Origin of the sequence: Aquimarina sp. RZ0 (assembly GCF_008370685.1) — a bacterium.
Lineage (GTDB): Bacteria > Bacteroidota > Bacteroidia > Flavobacteriales > Flavobacteriaceae > Aquimarina.
The window spans coordinates 1-16,586 of the sequence record NZ_VTZU01000079.1 but is presented as its reverse complement, the minus strand read 5'-3'; the positions used below and the strand labels follow the sequence as shown (position 1 = coordinate 16,586).

Here is a 16,586-nt window from a genome sequence, read left to right as displayed (position 1 = left end):
AAAGAATATGAATCACTATCAAGTAATAATAGTAGGAGGAGGTCAAGCTGGATTATCAGTAAGCTATTGCTTAAAAAAAGAAAATATAAATCACTTGATTTTAGATCGTGGTCAAATTGGTGATTCCTGGGCTAAAAGACGATGGGATTCTTTTTGCCTTGTTACACCCAACTGGCAATGCCGATTACCTGGTTTTGATTATAACGGTAATGACCCTAAAGGCTTTATGCTCAAAGATGAAATTGTAGATTATGTAAAGCGTTATGCCAGTTCTTTCAACCCTCCTTACAAGGGAGGTGTAGAAGTTTTTAAAGTATACAAAAAAGAAGCTGAGGTCATTTTTAGCATAGAAACCTCTATTGGAAACTTCACTGCTACTAAAGTTATCATTGCTGCCGGAGCCTATCATATCCCGAATGTTTTATCAATATCCAAAGGTTTTGACAATGATATCAATCAAATTCACTCTGTCGATTATAAAAACCCTGAACAATTAACAGAAGGAGCAACACTTGTCATAGGCTCTGGGCAATCTGGAGCTCAGATCGCAGAAGACCTCCACATTGCCGGCAAAGAAGTTTACTTAAGTGTTGGAACAGCTCCACGTGCACCCAGGACGTATCGAGGCAAAGATGCAGTAGAATGGCTTGAGGATATGGGATATTATGACCAACCTATAGAATCACATCCAGACCCAGAAGAAGCACGACACAAAACAAACCATTACTTAACAGGACGAGATGGCGGACGTGATATTGATTTACGTAAATTAGCTATAGAAGGTATTCAGTTACGCGGACAACTAAGTCACGTAGAAAATGGGATTATTAATTTTAATAACGATCTAAAAGAAAATCTAGATGCTGCAGATGCTACATACACTAGAATTCAAAAAAATATTGACGCGTATATAGATAACAATAATATTAAAGCACCTGCCCCTACAAGATATGAACCTCTGTGGGAACCCAATACTGAAAACAAGCAACATATTGATTATAAAAAGGAAGGTATCAAAAATATTATTTGGTGTACAGGGTTTAGAGTTGATTATAATTGGATCGAATTTCCACATATATATGATCAGAAAGGATTCCCTATGTATAAAAGAGGTATAACAGAAGAGCCTGGTTTGTATTTTATTGGATTACCCTGGTTACATACCTGGGGTTCTGGTAGATTTTCCCACGTAGGTCAGGATGCTATCTATATTAGTAATCATATTATAGATGAATTTGAAAATGAATTAATGGTAACCTGTTTGACTAAAAACAGTTAAAAACTCTTAACCTTAATTCATCGATCAAAATATCTCTTTTTGTTAATTAGTACATTCAAGCTGGAATTGACTAGGATTCTATAATGTAACCTTTTACATATCATTTTGTCAAAGCCATTTTCTTATTTAAAAAAAACAGTATTGTAACAAAAAAGAGTATATTTGCACGCTAATAGCAGAATGCTATTGTATACATAAAAATCATTTAAATAATATTGGAATGTATTTAACAAAAGAAACTAAAGAAGAAATCTTCGCAAAACACGGAAAAGGAAAAAATGACACCGGTTCTGCAGAAGGTCAGATTGCATTGTTTACACACAGAATTACACATTTAACTGAACATTTAAAAAAGAATCGTAAAGATTTTAATACAGAGCGTTCATTAGTAAAACTCGTAGGGAAGCGTAGAGATCTATTAGATTATCTTATCAAAAAAGATATCTTAAGATATCGTGCAATTGTAAAAGAATTAGGATTAAGAAAATAATCACAAAAAGAGAGGCGGTATACGCCTCTCTTTTTAGTTATATCTATTTTTTATTTTATTTAAAAACATTCTTTTTCATTAGGAATAGAATGCATGCCTTAGTTTTTCATTGGTCGCGCAACTACAACAACACAACCTTGTCCGTCCGAGTTAGACGGAAACCAATGTTTAACAAAACCTGTTGTTGATTATTATGATAATAATATTCAGGAATTAACAGGTTAGAATCAAAAAAATATGATTCCAAAAGTTTATAAAGAAATTATAGACCTCGGTGATGGTAGAGAAATCTCTATCGAAACCGGAAAATTAGCAAAACAGGCACATGGATCTGTTGTTGTACAATCAGGCAAGTGTATGTTATTATGTACTGTTGTCTCTAACTACAAACAGAGTGATGTAGATTTTTTACCGCTTACGGTTGATTATCGCGAAAAATTTGCAGCAGCAGGACGTTATCCTGGAGGTTTCTTTAAAAGAGAAGCAAGACCTAGTGATGGCGAAGTATTAACAATGAGACTGGTAGACAGAGTTTTACGCCCTCTTTTCCCAAAAGATTATCACGCTGAGACGCAGGTAATGATTCAATTAATGTCTCATGACGAAGATGTAATGCCAGATGCTATGGCTGGATTAGCTGCATCAGCAGCTATACAATTATCTGATTTCCCTTTTGAGTGTGCTATTTCTGAAGCAAGAGTAGGTCGCGTAGATGGGAAATTCATCATTAACCCTACCAGAGCACAATTAGAAGTATCTGATATCGATATGATGATCGGAGCTTCTGCAGATTCAGTGATGATGGTTGAAGGAGAAATGGATGAAATTTCTGAAGAAGAAATGACAGAAGCTATCAAATTCGCTCACGAAGCTATTAAAGTTCAATGTGCTGCTCAACTTAAATTAGCAGAAGCATTCGGAAAGAAAGAAGTGCGCGAGTATGATCCGGAAAGAGAAGATGAAGAATTAGCAAAGAAAATATACGAGATGGCATATGATAAGGTATATGCTGTAGCAAAACAAGGTTCTTCTAAAAAAGAACGCGGATTGGCTTTTTCTGAAATCAAAGAAGAAATTTTAGCTACTTTTTCTGAAGAAGAATTAGAAGACTTAGCTGATTTAATTTCTAAATATTATGCTAAAGCAGAAAAAGAAGCTATTAGAGATCTAACCCTTAATGAAGGATTGCGTCTGGATGGAAGAAAAACTACTGAGATCCGCCCAATCTGGTGTGAGGTTGATTATTTACCCTCTACTCACGGTTCTTCTATTTTTACAAGAGGAGAAACACAAGCATTAGCTACGGTAACTCTGGGAACTTCTAGAGAAGCGAATCAAATAGATATGCCCTCTTTTGAAGGAGAAGAAACATTCTATTTACATTATAACTTCCCTCCTTTCTGTACAGGAGAAGCAAGACCAATTCGTGGTACTTCACGAAGAGAAGTGGGACATGGAAATTTAGCACAACGCGCGCTAAAAGGTATGATTCCTGAAGATTGTCCATATACAGTACGAATAGTATCCGAAGTTTTAGAATCTAATGGTTCTTCCTCTATGGCAACTGTATGTTCTGGAACCATGGCATTAATGGATGCTGGAGTACAAATGAAAAAACCAGTTTCGGGTATTGCAATGGGATTAATCTCTGATGCGGATACAGGAAAGTATGCTGTACTATCTGATATCTTAGGAGATGAAGATCACTTAGGAGATATGGATTTTAAAGTAACAGGTACTGCAGACGGAATTACTGCTTGCCAGATGGACATCAAAGTAAAAGGACTAAGTTATGAGATTTTAGTAAATGCATTGCAACAAGCTCGTGATGGACGTCTGCATATTTTAGAGAAATTAACTGATACCATCTCTGCTCCAAATGCTGATGTAAAATCACATGCACCAAAAATGGTTACCAGAACAATCCCTGGAGACTACATTGGAGCATTGATAGGACCTGGTGGTAAAGTAATCCAGGAGCTACAGAAAGCTACTAATACGACTATTGTTATCAATGAAGATCCTGTAACTGAAGAAGGCCTTGTAGAAATTTTAGGTACTGGTCAGGAAGGAATTGATGCTGTATTAGCAAAAATAGATTCTATTACGTTTAAGCCTGTAGTCGGTAGCGTGTATGAAGTAAAAGTGATTAAAATGTTGGATTTTGGTGCTGTCGTAGAATATGCAGAAGCTCCAGGAAATGAAGTTTTATTACACGTTTCAGAATTAGCCTGGGAACGTACTGAGAATGTAAGTGATGTTGTAAAAATGGGCGATATCTTTGACGTAAAATATTTTGGTATTGATTCCAGAACACGCAAAGAAAAAGTTTCTAGAAAAGCACTACTCCCAAGACCTCCGAGACCAGAAGGTGACAAATCTCGTGGTGATAAACCGAGAGGTGACAGAAAACCAAGACAGGATAGAAAAGATAATTAATCTTTTTATATTATATAAAAACCGCCTTCAATGAATTGTATTGAAGGCGGTTTTTGCTTTTATATATCTATCTTTCTAATTAAACTGAAAGACTGTATTCAACGAATACGTAGTATTTATAGAATTAAAATTTACGCCAGAACCTAAGCCTAAAGCAAATCGCCTCGCAGGATAGAACATTAATTTAGCATTCATAGGAACTCCTAAGGTATTTTGATCAAACTCATCGTTTTCATCAGTCTTAAAATGATATGACCCTAAGCCTGCATTGCCTTCTCTTTCTCCCTTAATCATCTCGTTAATTTAATTCACTTCTATATGAAAATTAACAGAAAAATACTGTATTGAGTCCCTGAGAATGCTATCTATTTTCCTGTCTCTAACTCAAAATAAAAAATATCAAACAAACAGATATGTTATCAGAACAAAAACTTACAATCTTTTGCTTAATTAAATTTTTAATCTCCCTAAAATTAATCCGAATTGTATTCCATATGTATTTCGCCTACCATTAATATTTCCTGTTGCAGAAAATTCTAGCCCCATAAATCTGGTTAATGCAAGCTGCGCTGACAGTTCGGAATATCCTCCTATGAAAAAATCATTATTTGTACCGTCCTCTCTATATTTCAAATGCTCTTCTCTCCCTCCACCAGCAAATGTCCCATTAACATCTGGCAAATATGTAATTCTATAGTTTACATCCTCTGTATAAACTACTGAAGGTCCTGCGTGTATAAATAATCTTAATGTCTTTTTATTATTAAGATTAAAAGACTTGAAAATATTTGGCGATAACGCAAAAAAGTTATTTGATCCTCTACCTCCAATAAAATATGAAGGTATTCCTTCCGGTAATTGGTCTCCTTCAAAATTTAATACCTGATTAACTGGAGGTAATTCATCTGAAATAGGGTTTTTATAAGCAAAGGCTTTAAGGTTAAGCCCAAACCCCCATCCATTCTTTTTTTCTAGATTTATTCCGGTATATACTTCAGCAATTGTACTTTCTGCATTTAATAATTTTCCTAAACCGAAGTAATACGAAATTGATTTTTTTGCTGTTTGTTCTATAGCATTTGATTTTAAATCCTGTCCATATCCTAAATATGCTATACTTATTAAAGATATCGTAATTATATTCCTTAGCTTTCTCATAATTAAATTGTTTATTATTTAATGAGTCAAACATAAAACCTAATTATCGCTCTCAATTGTAAAAAATACGGTTCTAAAATTTAATAATTGTGATAATTACAAACAGTGAACTACTTTGGGACAATCCCGAGGCATTTATAGAAAAAAACATCTTCGAATTCAGTTTAACACCAAGCACATCTGTTTGAGATATCCTATAAAATTTATCTAATATTTAAACTGACACATTTTAGTTATACTAATTATAAGCCTCGAAATGATAAAAAAAATAGAGTACATTTAGCAAGAATTAACATCAGTTCGCGCAATTTTTGTAAATATTTAGAATTCACAGATTATTTGCTAGATACTATTAACTACTGTTGTTATAAAAGTTACAAGTCTATATTGGGGATTTTATATGATATTTTAGAATCAAAAAGTTTAGATGCTTGATTGGCTGATCGTTGTCGTATCAAATAAGCTCCTGAAAGGAATTAATGCTGTATTAGCAAAAATAGATTCTATTACATTTAAGCCTGTAGTCGGTAGCGTGTATGAAGTAAAAGTGATTAAAATGTTGGATTTTGGTGCTGTCGTAGAATATGCAGAAGCTCCAGGAAATGAAGTTTTATTACACGTTTCAGAATTAGCCTGGGAACGTACTGAGAATGTAAGTGATGTTGTAAAAATGGGCGATATCTTTGACGTAAAATATTTTGGTATTGATTCCAGAACACGCAAAGAAAAAGTTTCTAGAAAAGCACTACTCCCAAGACCTCCGAGACCAGAAGGTGACAAATCTCGTGGTGATAAACCGAGAGGTGACAGAAAACCAAGACAGGATAGAAAAGATAATTAATCTTTTTATATTATATAAAAACCGCCTTCAATGAATTGTATTGAAGGCGGTTTTTGCTTTTATATATCTATCTTTCTAATTAAACTGAAAGACTGTATTCAACGAACACGTAGTATTTATAGAATTAAAATTTACGCCAGAGCCTAAGCCTAAAGCAAATCGCCTCGCAGGATAGAACATTAATTTAGCATTCATAGGAACTCCTAAGGTATTTTTGATCAAACTCATCGTTTTCATCAGTCTTAAAATGATATAACCCTAAGCCTGCATTGCCTTCTACTTTTAACCATGTTGTTAATTCCAGTTCTCTTCCATATAGAAAATTAAATGTATAAAAACCGTCACCACTATAAACCTCTTGTCCTATCTCCAATTCTAAAGAAAAAAATATTCTTTTTTATAGACATGGAAATCAGATTGATAAAGGTCGGCCCAAAACTATCGTTATTATTAGACAATCTATCCTTTTTAAATTTTAAATAATATCCCCCGAAACCTGATTGTATAGATCTAAGTTTTAATCCTGATTCGCTTTTAGAGTGCTCCTGACCTATTGACACAAAAGTAATCATACACATCAATAGCACTGTGTTAAATATTTTCTTCATAAAAAATTAAATTTGTTTAATATCCCAAACATAGAGGCAATTTAGTAGCTACAACTGTTAAAAACAGGTGGTTAAAATTTTAATTTTGTGATAATCGCAAACAACAATCATTAGACAAAATATCTTCAAAAGAATTAGAAGCGTCATTATGATTACATTATTTTGTGCTTTGAATTTGTTTAAAAACAATCTCCATAAATGCTTTATACCGATTCAGCATTAAATATTACAAGTATGATCTCACTCTCCCAAAATGTACTGTCTGATTCCGCCTTAGATCATTACCAATTAAAATCTTATTAAGATTCTGGTAACATCTTAATGACAACCTATTATATGTCCGTTAACCTAAGTCTTTCAGTAAGGACATAAAAAGCTTCAGTACCATAATCGTCTTCTACTGATCGATTGTTAATGATTTTTACAACTAAGACTCTTTAGATTTAGATTTAGATTTCGTTTTCTTTTTAGAAAATTGCCAATTAATAAAAGGCAATGACCTTCTGGCATTTCTATTCCATAATCCAAATTGTAGACCTCGTTGATCACCACTTTTATTAAACAATCCGACCTGAACTCCTTTAAATTTTCCAGCTACATTAGAAATAGCAACCTGCATACCATTGCCTTTCTCAGTCAAATTAGCAATCGCAGCAATCTGTATACCATTAAAAAGCTCAGAACTATTAACCACTGGTGCTGTAGATACTCCGTTTAATCTTTTAACTATAGCTATTAAAGAAACGTTTAGTCCATTAAAATTCGTTCCTTCATAAAACCCTCCTACACTCGCATTCAACCCATTCATTGACAGTTTTACATTTTCATTGCTCTTATCCAAAACATGAATACCTGTGTTATTGGTATATGTTAATCCTATAGGCAGTAACCTAATTGGAATCTCTAAACCAAAAGTTAGTAATGCCAGAGGAGCTGGATGAAGGACATCAATATTGACACCATTGACTTTTTGATGTTCTATTCTTTTATTTTCATAATGTCCTGCTCCCATGACCAGTCCGTTGACTTTTGTTATATCCGAGTGAATCGGAGAGAGACTGAATAGTTTTGTTTTTTTGGGGCTAGCATTTGTTTTACGTTCTTGAGCCATTGTAACTGAACCCAATAATACTAAAGCTACCAATATTCTATTCTTCATCTTACTTGTTTTTTAATGATTATATGGATCAAAACTATTGTGACAAAAGTCATTCTAAAGAGAATAACCACAAGTAAAAAATATTTTTTTTGTGAAAATCACAAATTAGTCTCATCAAGGTATGGTCAGCTCGCTTTTTGATCTAAACAAAATACTTTCAAAAACTTTTTAATAAAAGAACAGATCATAAGAGCGCAACCTTTTAGACACATCATTGATGAAGATACTATTCTCATTGATAATGGAGAACAAAATTTTGAAATCAAAAAAAACTGTAACATCGAGAACAACTGTGACTATGTAGAATTCAGAGTGTGCAGCATTTCGGATTCAGAAAATACTGCAGAATTTATACTCAATGACTATAAAGACTGTATTATTTCTTTTCCGGAAGCACCTGATTCTCCTGTCAAAGAGCTAACATTTTACGAAACAATAGATGAGGCGGAATTGCAGATCAACGCACTAGATACATCCTCTTATCAGAATACCACAAACCCTCAGATTGCCTTTGTACTAACAAAAGATAGTGACACTCATATTTCTGAAATTACAAGAATTGTATTATTTGCAGAACCTTGCGATGAGTAATTGTCATATTCCTGTAACCTGTTCAAGCTTGATAACATCTCTATTTTTAGAACCATTAAAATAAAAATCAAATACATAAGCAACCTTATAGAAATCTCTAGTCTATTGGTTGTACAATCTTAAAATTAAAAAAAATCATGAAAAAAGCTTTCTTATGCCTATTAATACTAATCATTGGATGTAACCCATCAGATGATATAACAATACCTGACTCTAATATCATTTTTACTATAGATATCGAAAACAACGCTATTTTTTCTGGTACTAGACTGTTTTATTCAATTAAAGGAGAAGATGGAGAGGACTTAGCCTATGGCGAACTCTTTAATTCTGACAAATTAGAAATAAAAGACTTATCATACACTGGAGAAAAAATCGCAGTAACAACCTTTACTGTATCAGAGTATTCGGCAGCTGCAAAAAGCTATCTTGATATTCCTATAGGCAAATCAATAACATTAGTTAATGCAGCTCCTTTTCCTGATTCATCTACAAAGCTTACGGTAAATAATTTTCCAACAGATTTTAATAGGATTGTACTAGCCCGGTCTGGTGCTTTTAGCCCTGCTAATTTTATATTGGATTTTACATTTACATATCAGTTTTATGAAAACCTTCCTTTATTATGTGTCACTACGATTACATCGTCAAATAATACGCCTAAATTTCAAACTTTAAATTTAGAAAATAATAGTGACCAAGTGATAGACTTAAATAATAGTATACCCATGGAAAACATACACAATATATTCTCTAAACCCAGTTTGACAGGTGATTTTGACTATGCAATAGCTCTAACAGGAATAAAAAAAGACAGTCTTAATCCTATTGGAGATTATATTTTATACAGCGATCTTGATCCTGGTACCATTACAGATACGATACAAGCCTATACGCCATCTGATTTTCAATATTTTAAACTAAAGTTAACCGCCAAACAAGATAATAATATCTATACTCAACATACCAATGGTAAAATCCCAACAATGTTTGATTTTATAGATCCAAAAATTAACATAAACAATAGTACTTTTGAAAATATGTCTATTTCATCGACAGAAAATAATATTTCTTATCTATATTCAAGTTGGAAATGGAATACTAAAGATCTTAAAAAGATCACCTGGGAAATAATTTCTGAAGAAATTATGGATACAAAATATAAAATACAAGAAATACCTGACGCTATCTTACAAAAAGTTGGTTCTTTAAAAGACTCAAAGTTTTTATCGCTTACATCTGTATCATCAGTAAACACAAATAATCTAGAATATACTCAGATAATTGATAAATTACTTATTAATACATCCTTTCGGTATATACAACAACCAATAACTTCATTTGAGAAAACTTTATCAAAAACAATAGATGTTACCTCATGCAATGAACAATAAGACGATCTGATAAATTACGATATTTTGACTCATTTTACTGTTTTATGAATCAACAATACATTAAAAAAAACAGATCTAATACGTTATACTCATAAAAGGATTGGACGAAAAAAAGTTAATTAAAGAGTGTCAAAAAAACAATCGCAAAGCACAAAGTGAATTGTTTCATCTCTATAGAGATAAACTTTTTGCCTTGTGCTTGAAGTATTGTAAAAATAATGCTGAAGCAGAAGACAATCTACAAGACTCTTTTTTGTCTATTTTCAAAAAAATTAATCAATATCAGTTTAAAGGATCTTTTGAAGGCTGGATGAAAAGAATAACAATCAACAAGGCAATTGATCGATATAAACTTGAGATAACCATAAACACTCCTTTGAAAGAAGAATTAATTTCTGATACCAATATTGATGTAGAGTCATTCCATTTTTCTATAGATGAATTATTAGGCTTCATACAAAAGTTACCGCCTAAATATCGATTGGTTTTTAGTTTATATGAACTCGATGATTATTCGCATAAAGAAATAGCTCAAATGCTAAAAATATCTGAAGGAACATCAAAATCTAATTTGCATAGGTCAAAAATACTATTGAGAACTATGATATCATCTAAGGAAGACTATCAAAAAAAAATTGTGACAAGTAATGGATACTAAAAAAGATATAGGAAAAGCATTCAAGGAACGACTCTCAGATTTTGAAAAATCTCCAGTACATATCAATTGGAACGATATTGAATCTGTATTGGATAAAGAAAATAATCATAAAACAGTTACACGATGGAAAACAGCCATGGGCATTTTAGTATTAGCTATATCTGTTATTTCTATTGCTTTCTGGAACTATCAAAACACATCTAATATCGAGATAGATAATAACATTAATAATAAAAACCAAGTAGTAAAAAACGAATGCGATAAAGAGCATACGGCTACAACCCCAAAAACAATACATCTAGTAGATAACAATTATTCTGAAGAAGGAGATATCATAAACTCAGAAGCAAATCAAAAAAATGGTAAAACCTATAAATTGGTAAATCAAAAAAATGGTAAAACCTATAAATTGGTTAATCAAAAAAAATTACAAAAAACAATAAAACAAAATAACAACAAGAAGCATGTTGTATCGTATTCATTAAAAAATCCAAAAGCAGAAAAAACAGATGCTATAACCATTAATAAAGAAAATACCTTCCCGAAAAATCGCCTTACACAAAAAAAACAAATTACGACTACTACAAATCCTGATACCGTTGTGAATAAAAATAATATTCAGCACGAGATCTTAACGACAATCCCTGAAAACAATTCAAAAAGAACCTCCTTTTCAGACCAAAAACCTTATAAATCAAATAATCACCAAAAAAAAATAGTGCCAGCTATAGATTCCATATCACATACTAGCAAAACTCTGGTTACTCAAACAGGCACAGCAACTAAAAGGGATAAAAACGCTAAAAAAGAACAGGAAGTCGCAGAAAGAACAATTCCAGAAAAAACAGCTAAAGACACTTTAATCTATTTACTACCGCTTAAGAAAAAAGACACCTTAACTTCTGTAAACCCATTGAAGCGTAAAAATGCTAAAAAAATTAGTTTTTCGATCCACTTGATACCTACATATAATATCGCTAAAAACGGTTCTTTAATTAGTGATCAGCTTGCAAATAATATTAAAAACTCAGAACTCACATTAGGTTATGGAGGTGTATTAACCACCTCATTAACAAACAAAACAGGCTTAAGAATTGGGTATAACAGACTAAAAATAAACACAAAAACCAATGGCATAAATAGTGACCTGATATCAAACACTACTGATACATTTCCCAATACTCTTCTGGATACAGGCATTCTTTTATCAGATACTATGGCTCAGAGTATATCGAATCAAGAATCAATAGACCTCACTCAAAGATTAGAGTATCATGAAATATCTGCTGCAATAAACTATAATCTTATTAATACAAAATATAGTCTTTCATTAATCAGTGGTATAAGTTTTTTAGTCTTGCAAAAAAAAGATATTATCCTACATTCTGGTTCAAATGATTTTAGATTAAGAGAAAACAGCAGAATAAAACCAACCAATAGTAGCCTAAATTTTGGAGCTGGTTTTAAATATCAATTATTTGGTAATATCCATCTTACTATAGAACCATTATTAAATTATCAGTTACAAAATGCCAGTACAAATTCTAAAAATTATAAACCGCTCTACATCACTATCCAGACAGGATTATCATTAGATTTTTAAATCTTAAAAGAGTAGAATCTACTAAAAAAAATCGTGTTATCATCTAATATGATAGTCATAAAAAGAATTCATCTTGAGCCATGCCTTAACCCGCAAGATTTATATGAGGTAGTTTATCTTTTAGAACTTTTAAGCATTGTAAAGAAAAAAGCTTCTTCCATATAGCACAAAAGTCGAATTTATATCATTTTTGCTTTAAAATTACCCAAATAAAATACAGTTGTTTTTTCTTTAGGCAAAAAAGAAAAGTTCTGCATAGCCTAATCTACGGTTAATTTTTATTTTGAAGCATAAGGGGAAAAGAACAAATTTTAGTGGATAATTTCAAGGTGGAAATGGTATTATACGATTTATAACTAAAAATTTCGCATATTCATCGCTTCTTTTTCCTTTCTACTTCGTTTAAAAAATAAACCGTAGCTATAGCTATGCTTGATTTTTTTGCCTTGCATAAAGAAAAAATAATTCAATGAATTTATACGAATTTTTTAATCACAAATCGTATTAAAGGTTAAAATCACTATTCAAAATAAGTTTGTTGCAAAAAAAATGCCTTCAGATTATCGTTGAAAATGTTTTTTTACTTAAAAAGCCGGTATGCCGCCCCAACTTTGTGAGAACCACTCTTTTTAGTTTCTGGATATTGTTCATCTATTAATGAAGCTTCGTACTGATAGCTAAGAACAAACCGTTTGAATTTATAACTCCCCATAAACCCGTACATTTCAGAATTCTCAAAATCAATAGAATTTACTCCCGAAAAACAGCCTATACTTACAGAATTGTTTTTGTTTATTTTATATTCTATTTCTTTTTCTATTAATACAGTAAAAAAAGGATTTTTATTAAATACTTTATAATTTTCTAATCGATCAGACTCATCCACATCCTCTATAGCAGATAGTTTATCCTGGTAGGAACCAAACTCATGATTAAAGAGCATTTTCAATCCAATGAATCGAAATTCAAATTTAGAAGTCGAAATCTTATAATTAAACCCACCTTTTAAGCCGATATTATAAAAATCGTGTTTCTCGTTGGCTTCAATAATAGATGGATTCCTGTTTATATCTAATTCTTCTCCTTTGAATGTAAATACTCCATACGCTGAGCTAGCCCCATAAAAGAAATTCCATCTTTTTTTAGTAAACGATTTATATATATCTAACGATACTATCGTTTTTTTGTCGCTTTCTGCCTGTCTAAATTGTTCATGTTTTGCAAAATCAATATTTCCCGAAGCATATACTGCAGAAGTATTTTCTCCTTCATATACCGGTTTTGCTACATAAGAATTAACAGAACCACGGCTGGCATTAGTAAATCTTTTGGTAAATATCGGTGTTCCTCCTCCGCAAGAAGTCAAGATTTGAGATAAAATTAAAATTAATAGTAACCTGCTCATCATTATTTTGTTTTTATGTTATTTAGTCCAAACATAGAAGCAAAATCAAAACTACAGTTGTTCAAAATGCGAAGATCTCAATCAATCCTTGTGATAATCACAAAGACTAATTGTCATAAAATCAAGTAAACCTTATTTAATGAGGATTTTATTTATATATAAAAGCGGGAAATGCGAATAAAAAGGTATTCTTTTGCAAAAAACACAAAATTTAATTTACATTTAGTTTTTAATTTACCTAATCACTATATACAGAATACTATGATTCAGGAAAACTTTTTAGCACTTATTAAGAAACAAATCAGCTCCAAAAATTCTTTTATTGATAAGATTGCTATGGCATTGGATATCAGCTATGATGCCGCACATCGTAGAATAAGTAATAAAAGTAAGCTATCACTAGAAGAAGGAGTACTACTAGCAAAATATTTTAACCTTTCTATTGATCAATTGTTTTCTAATGAGGATGAACATATTGTCGCTGTAAAAAAAACTGCTCCTGTTAAGGACATGGATAGTTTACTGGCATATTATAAAAATTCTTATAATTCATTATTACCATTTATCAATAATCCAGAGGTAGAAATGATCTATTCTGCAAAAGACCTACCAATATTTTACACTTCTGATGATAACTTATTATCCAAATTTAAAATGTATGTCTGGTTAAAAATTATGGATACTGAACTTAGTGACACTAAATTCACAGGCTTTAATCCTTCATTATCCTTAATAGAAGCCGCAAAACTTCTCGGAAACGTATACAATGACCTCTATGCAACAGAGATATGGGATGTCACTACGATCAATAGCACATTAAAACAAATCCATTTTTATTTTGAATCAAATGCCTTGACTTCAAAAGATGCTTTGGAAATATGTGATGACTTACAAGAACTTCTTAATTCGATTTCAAAAAAAATAATTCTTCAAAAAAATAATTTTAAGTTTTACTATAACGAATTACTATTAATGAACAATAGGGTTTTAGTAAAAACTCCTACAGAAAGATCATTATATGTTCCTTTTACAATCTTATCTTATTATAGAACCAATGACGTTGTTACCTGTGATCAGGCAGAAAAATTCTTAAAAATCCAGATGGATGGCTCCAAATTATTAAGCTCTGCAGGAGAAAAAGAAAGAAATTTATTTTTTAACAAAATGCACAAAAAAATTGATGCATTGAGATCACTAATCATTGCAAAAAACATTTTAGAATTCGAATAATATCATATATCCTTTGAATTTACTAGTGAAAATTGTAATTTTTTTAATTGCTATACGACTAATTTTACGAGTTTTAGTTGGGTTTTAAAAGGTGGAAAATTAAAAAAATTCACTTTTTTGTAACATTTTGGTAACTTAATACGTATTATAAATAAAACGAAGCCCTAAAATATTCATATTATTAAATTTCAAGGACAATACAGATGAGACAACTTAAGATTACGAAGCAGGTAACGAATCGTGAAACTGCATCGCTGGATAAGTATTTGCAGGAAATAGGTAAAGTAGATCTTATTACTGCCGATGAGGAGGTAGAATTAGCTCAGCGAATAAAAGCGGGAGATGAGAGAGCCCTTGAAAAATTAACAAAAGCAAACTTACGATTTGTAGTATCTGTTGCTAAACAATATCAAAACCAAGGACTTACTTTACCCGATTTGATTAATGAAGGTAATTTAGGATTGATCAAAGCTGCAAAACGTTTTGATGAAACCAGAGGTTTTAAATTTATATCCTATGCCGTATGGTGGATTCGTCAATCTATCCTACAAGCATTAGCAGAACAATCACGTATTGTGCGTCTGCCATTAAATAAAATTGGTTCTATAAATAAGATCAATAAAACCTATGCTTTTTTAGAGCAATCTCACGAGCGCCCTCCAAGTGCAGAAGAAATTGCCAAAGAACTGGATATGACTATCAATGACGTGAAAGAGTCTATGAAAAACTCTGGTCGTCACGTAAGTATGGATGCACCTCTTGTAGAAGGAGAAGATTCTAATCTTTATGATGTACTAAATTCTGGTGAGTCACCGAATCCAGATAGATCCTTGTTACACGAATCGCTGCGCACAGAAATAGAACGTGCTTTGGAAACGCTGACTCCGAGAGAAGCAGATGTAATACGCCTATATTTTGGCCTTGGAGATCAACATCCCATGACACTAGAAGAAATTGGAGAAACTTTTGATTTAACAAGAGAGCGTGTACGACAAATAAAAGAAAAAGCTATTCGTAGATTAAAACATACATCTCGTAGTAAAATATTGAAAACTTATTTAGGATAATTTTTAATTTCCTAAATTGCAGTTACAAACAGTTTATAACATAACTGTTCGTTTTTTGATTGATGAATGACCTCCGGCTGATTACCGGAGGTTTTTTCATTTATGCAGTATTTATTATATTGCATCTTGATTCAGGAAAGCCCCGTAAACATTAGACTTGTAAGTATTTTATTCATTTATATTATGCCTGAATCACTTAAAGAATTACTAAATGTACCAGAAAATGTGCTATTTTTTGAGAAGCAATATAGTGAACCAAGAATTTTATTTAGAGGGAAAAAAACGAACAATTGGATAGCTTTACTCCTGAAGAACAAGAATACAAATTAAACAAAGAATGGTATGTCATAAAACATTATATACTTGTCTTATACGATTTGTGATTAAAAAATTCGTATAAATTCATTGAATTATTTTTTCTTTATGCAAGGCAAAAAAATCAAGCATAGCTATAGCTACGGTTTATTTTTTAAACGAAGTAGAAAGGAAAAAGAAACGATGAATATGCGAAATTTTTAGTTATAAATCGTATTATATGTCAATTGTCAACCGTAGGCGGAAGTGTAATTATAACCCTGTCTCAGGGTTAAGCCCCAGGAGGGCTCTGGGAGCTAGCTCCCAGAGCCCTCCTGGGGCTTGGTCGCTAAATCAAGTGCTATCCGAT

15 protein-coding genes and 1 pseudogene are annotated in these 16,586 nt (G+C 32.0%); 10 read left to right on the top strand and 6 right to left on the bottom strand.

Annotated elements, in window-relative coordinates; genetic code table 11:
• Positions 1–7 precede the first annotated feature (7 nt).
• The 3 genes from F0000_RS22455 to F0000_RS22445 all read left to right on the top strand — a co-directional run bounded on the left by F0000_RS22455 (position 8) and on the right by F0000_RS22445 (position 4,208).
• A complete protein-coding gene (locus tag F0000_RS22455; protein ID WP_149626966.1) occupies positions 8–1,279 on the top strand; it encodes an MSMEG_0569 family flavin-dependent oxidoreductase in 1,272 nt (423 codons plus the stop codon).
• A gap of 220 nt (positions 1,280–1,499) precedes the next feature.
• On the top strand, positions 1,500–1,769 hold the full coding sequence (rpsO, locus tag F0000_RS22450; RefSeq protein WP_149626965.1) for a 30S ribosomal protein S15: 270 nt from the start codon (positions 1,500–1,502) through the stop codon (positions 1,767–1,769).
• Between the two features lie 237 nt (positions 1,770–2,006).
• Positions 2,007–4,208, top strand: coding sequence for a polyribonucleotide nucleotidyltransferase (locus F0000_RS22445; protein ID WP_149626964.1), 2,202 nt, complete (start codon positions 2,007–2,009; stop codon positions 4,206–4,208).
• Positions 4,209–4,283: 75 nt separating this feature from the next.
• Here F0000_RS22445 and F0000_RS22440 read toward each other — a convergent pair whose 3' ends face one another.
• Both F0000_RS22440 and F0000_RS22435 read right to left on the bottom strand, forming a co-directional pair.
• Positions 4,284–4,502, bottom strand: a complete 219-nt coding sequence (locus F0000_RS22440; RefSeq protein ID WP_149626963.1) for a hypothetical protein — start codon at positions 4,500–4,502, stop codon at positions 4,284–4,286.
• Between the two features lie 156 nt (positions 4,503–4,658).
• On the bottom strand, positions 4,659–5,366 hold the full coding sequence (locus F0000_RS22435; protein ID WP_149626962.1) for a hypothetical protein: 708 nt from the start codon (positions 5,364–5,366) through the stop codon (positions 4,659–4,661).
• A 469-nt stretch (positions 5,367–5,835) separates the two neighbouring features.
• Here F0000_RS22435 and F0000_RS22430 point away from each other — a divergent pair.
• Positions 5,836–6,207 (top strand): annotated as a pseudogene (locus tag F0000_RS22430) (S1 RNA-binding domain-containing protein); the annotation flags it as partial.
• A 184-nt stretch (positions 6,208–6,391) separates the two neighbouring features.
• Here F0000_RS22430 and F0000_RS22425 read toward each other — a convergent pair.
• The 3 genes from F0000_RS22425 to F0000_RS22415 all read right to left on the bottom strand — a co-directional run bounded on the left by F0000_RS22425 (position 6,392) and on the right by F0000_RS22415 (position 7,974).
• Complete coding sequence (locus F0000_RS22425; protein ID WP_149626961.1) at positions 6,392–6,580, bottom strand: hypothetical protein; 189 nt, start codon at positions 6,578–6,580, stop codon at positions 6,392–6,394.
• A complete protein-coding gene (locus tag F0000_RS22420) occupies positions 6,555–6,815 on the bottom strand; it encodes a hypothetical protein (protein WP_149626960.1) in 261 nt (86 codons plus the stop codon). The genes F0000_RS22425 and F0000_RS22420 overlap by 26 nt, the downstream gene beginning before the upstream one ends.
• Positions 6,816–7,242: 427 nt before the next feature.
• Complete coding sequence (locus F0000_RS22415) at positions 7,243–7,974, bottom strand: hypothetical protein (protein ID WP_149626959.1); 732 nt, start codon at positions 7,972–7,974, stop codon at positions 7,243–7,245.
• Between the two features lie 312 nt (positions 7,975–8,286).
• Between F0000_RS22415 and F0000_RS22410 the strand changes: the two genes are divergently transcribed.
• The 4 genes from F0000_RS22410 (at position 8,287) to F0000_RS22395 (ending at position 12,220) form a co-directional block, all read left to right on the top strand.
• Complete coding sequence (locus F0000_RS22410) at positions 8,287–8,565, top strand: hypothetical protein (protein ID WP_149626958.1); 279 nt, start codon at positions 8,287–8,289, stop codon at positions 8,563–8,565.
• 137 nt (positions 8,566–8,702) lie between these two features.
• Positions 8,703–9,959, top strand: coding sequence for a hypothetical protein (locus F0000_RS22405; RefSeq protein WP_149626957.1), 1,257 nt, complete (start codon positions 8,703–8,705; stop codon positions 9,957–9,959).
• A 100-nt stretch (positions 9,960–10,059) separates the two neighbouring features.
• A complete protein-coding gene (locus F0000_RS22400; protein ID WP_149626956.1) occupies positions 10,060–10,617 on the top strand; it encodes an RNA polymerase sigma factor in 558 nt (185 codons plus the stop codon).
• Entirely contained in the window at positions 10,607–12,220 is a 1,614-nt protein-coding gene (locus F0000_RS22395) for a hypothetical protein (protein WP_149626955.1), read from the top strand. Before F0000_RS22400 ends, F0000_RS22395 begins: the two co-directional genes overlap by 11 nt.
• A 580-nt stretch (positions 12,221–12,800) precedes the next feature.
• Here F0000_RS22395 and F0000_RS22390 read toward each other — a convergent pair.
• A complete protein-coding gene (locus tag F0000_RS22390; protein ID WP_149626954.1) occupies positions 12,801–13,625 on the bottom strand; it encodes a hypothetical protein in 825 nt (274 codons plus the stop codon).
• A 171-nt stretch (positions 13,626–13,796) separates the two neighbouring features.
• Between F0000_RS22390 and F0000_RS22385 the strand changes: the two genes are divergently transcribed.
• A complete protein-coding gene (locus F0000_RS22385) occupies positions 13,797–14,855 on the top strand; it encodes a hypothetical protein (RefSeq protein WP_255452851.1) in 1,059 nt (352 codons plus the stop codon).
• Positions 14,856–15,058: 203 nt separating this feature from the next.
• Complete coding sequence (locus tag F0000_RS22380; RefSeq protein WP_027395748.1) at positions 15,059–15,922, top strand: RNA polymerase sigma factor RpoD/SigA; 864 nt, start codon at positions 15,059–15,061, stop codon at positions 15,920–15,922.
• Positions 15,923–16,586: the final 664 nt, after the last annotated feature.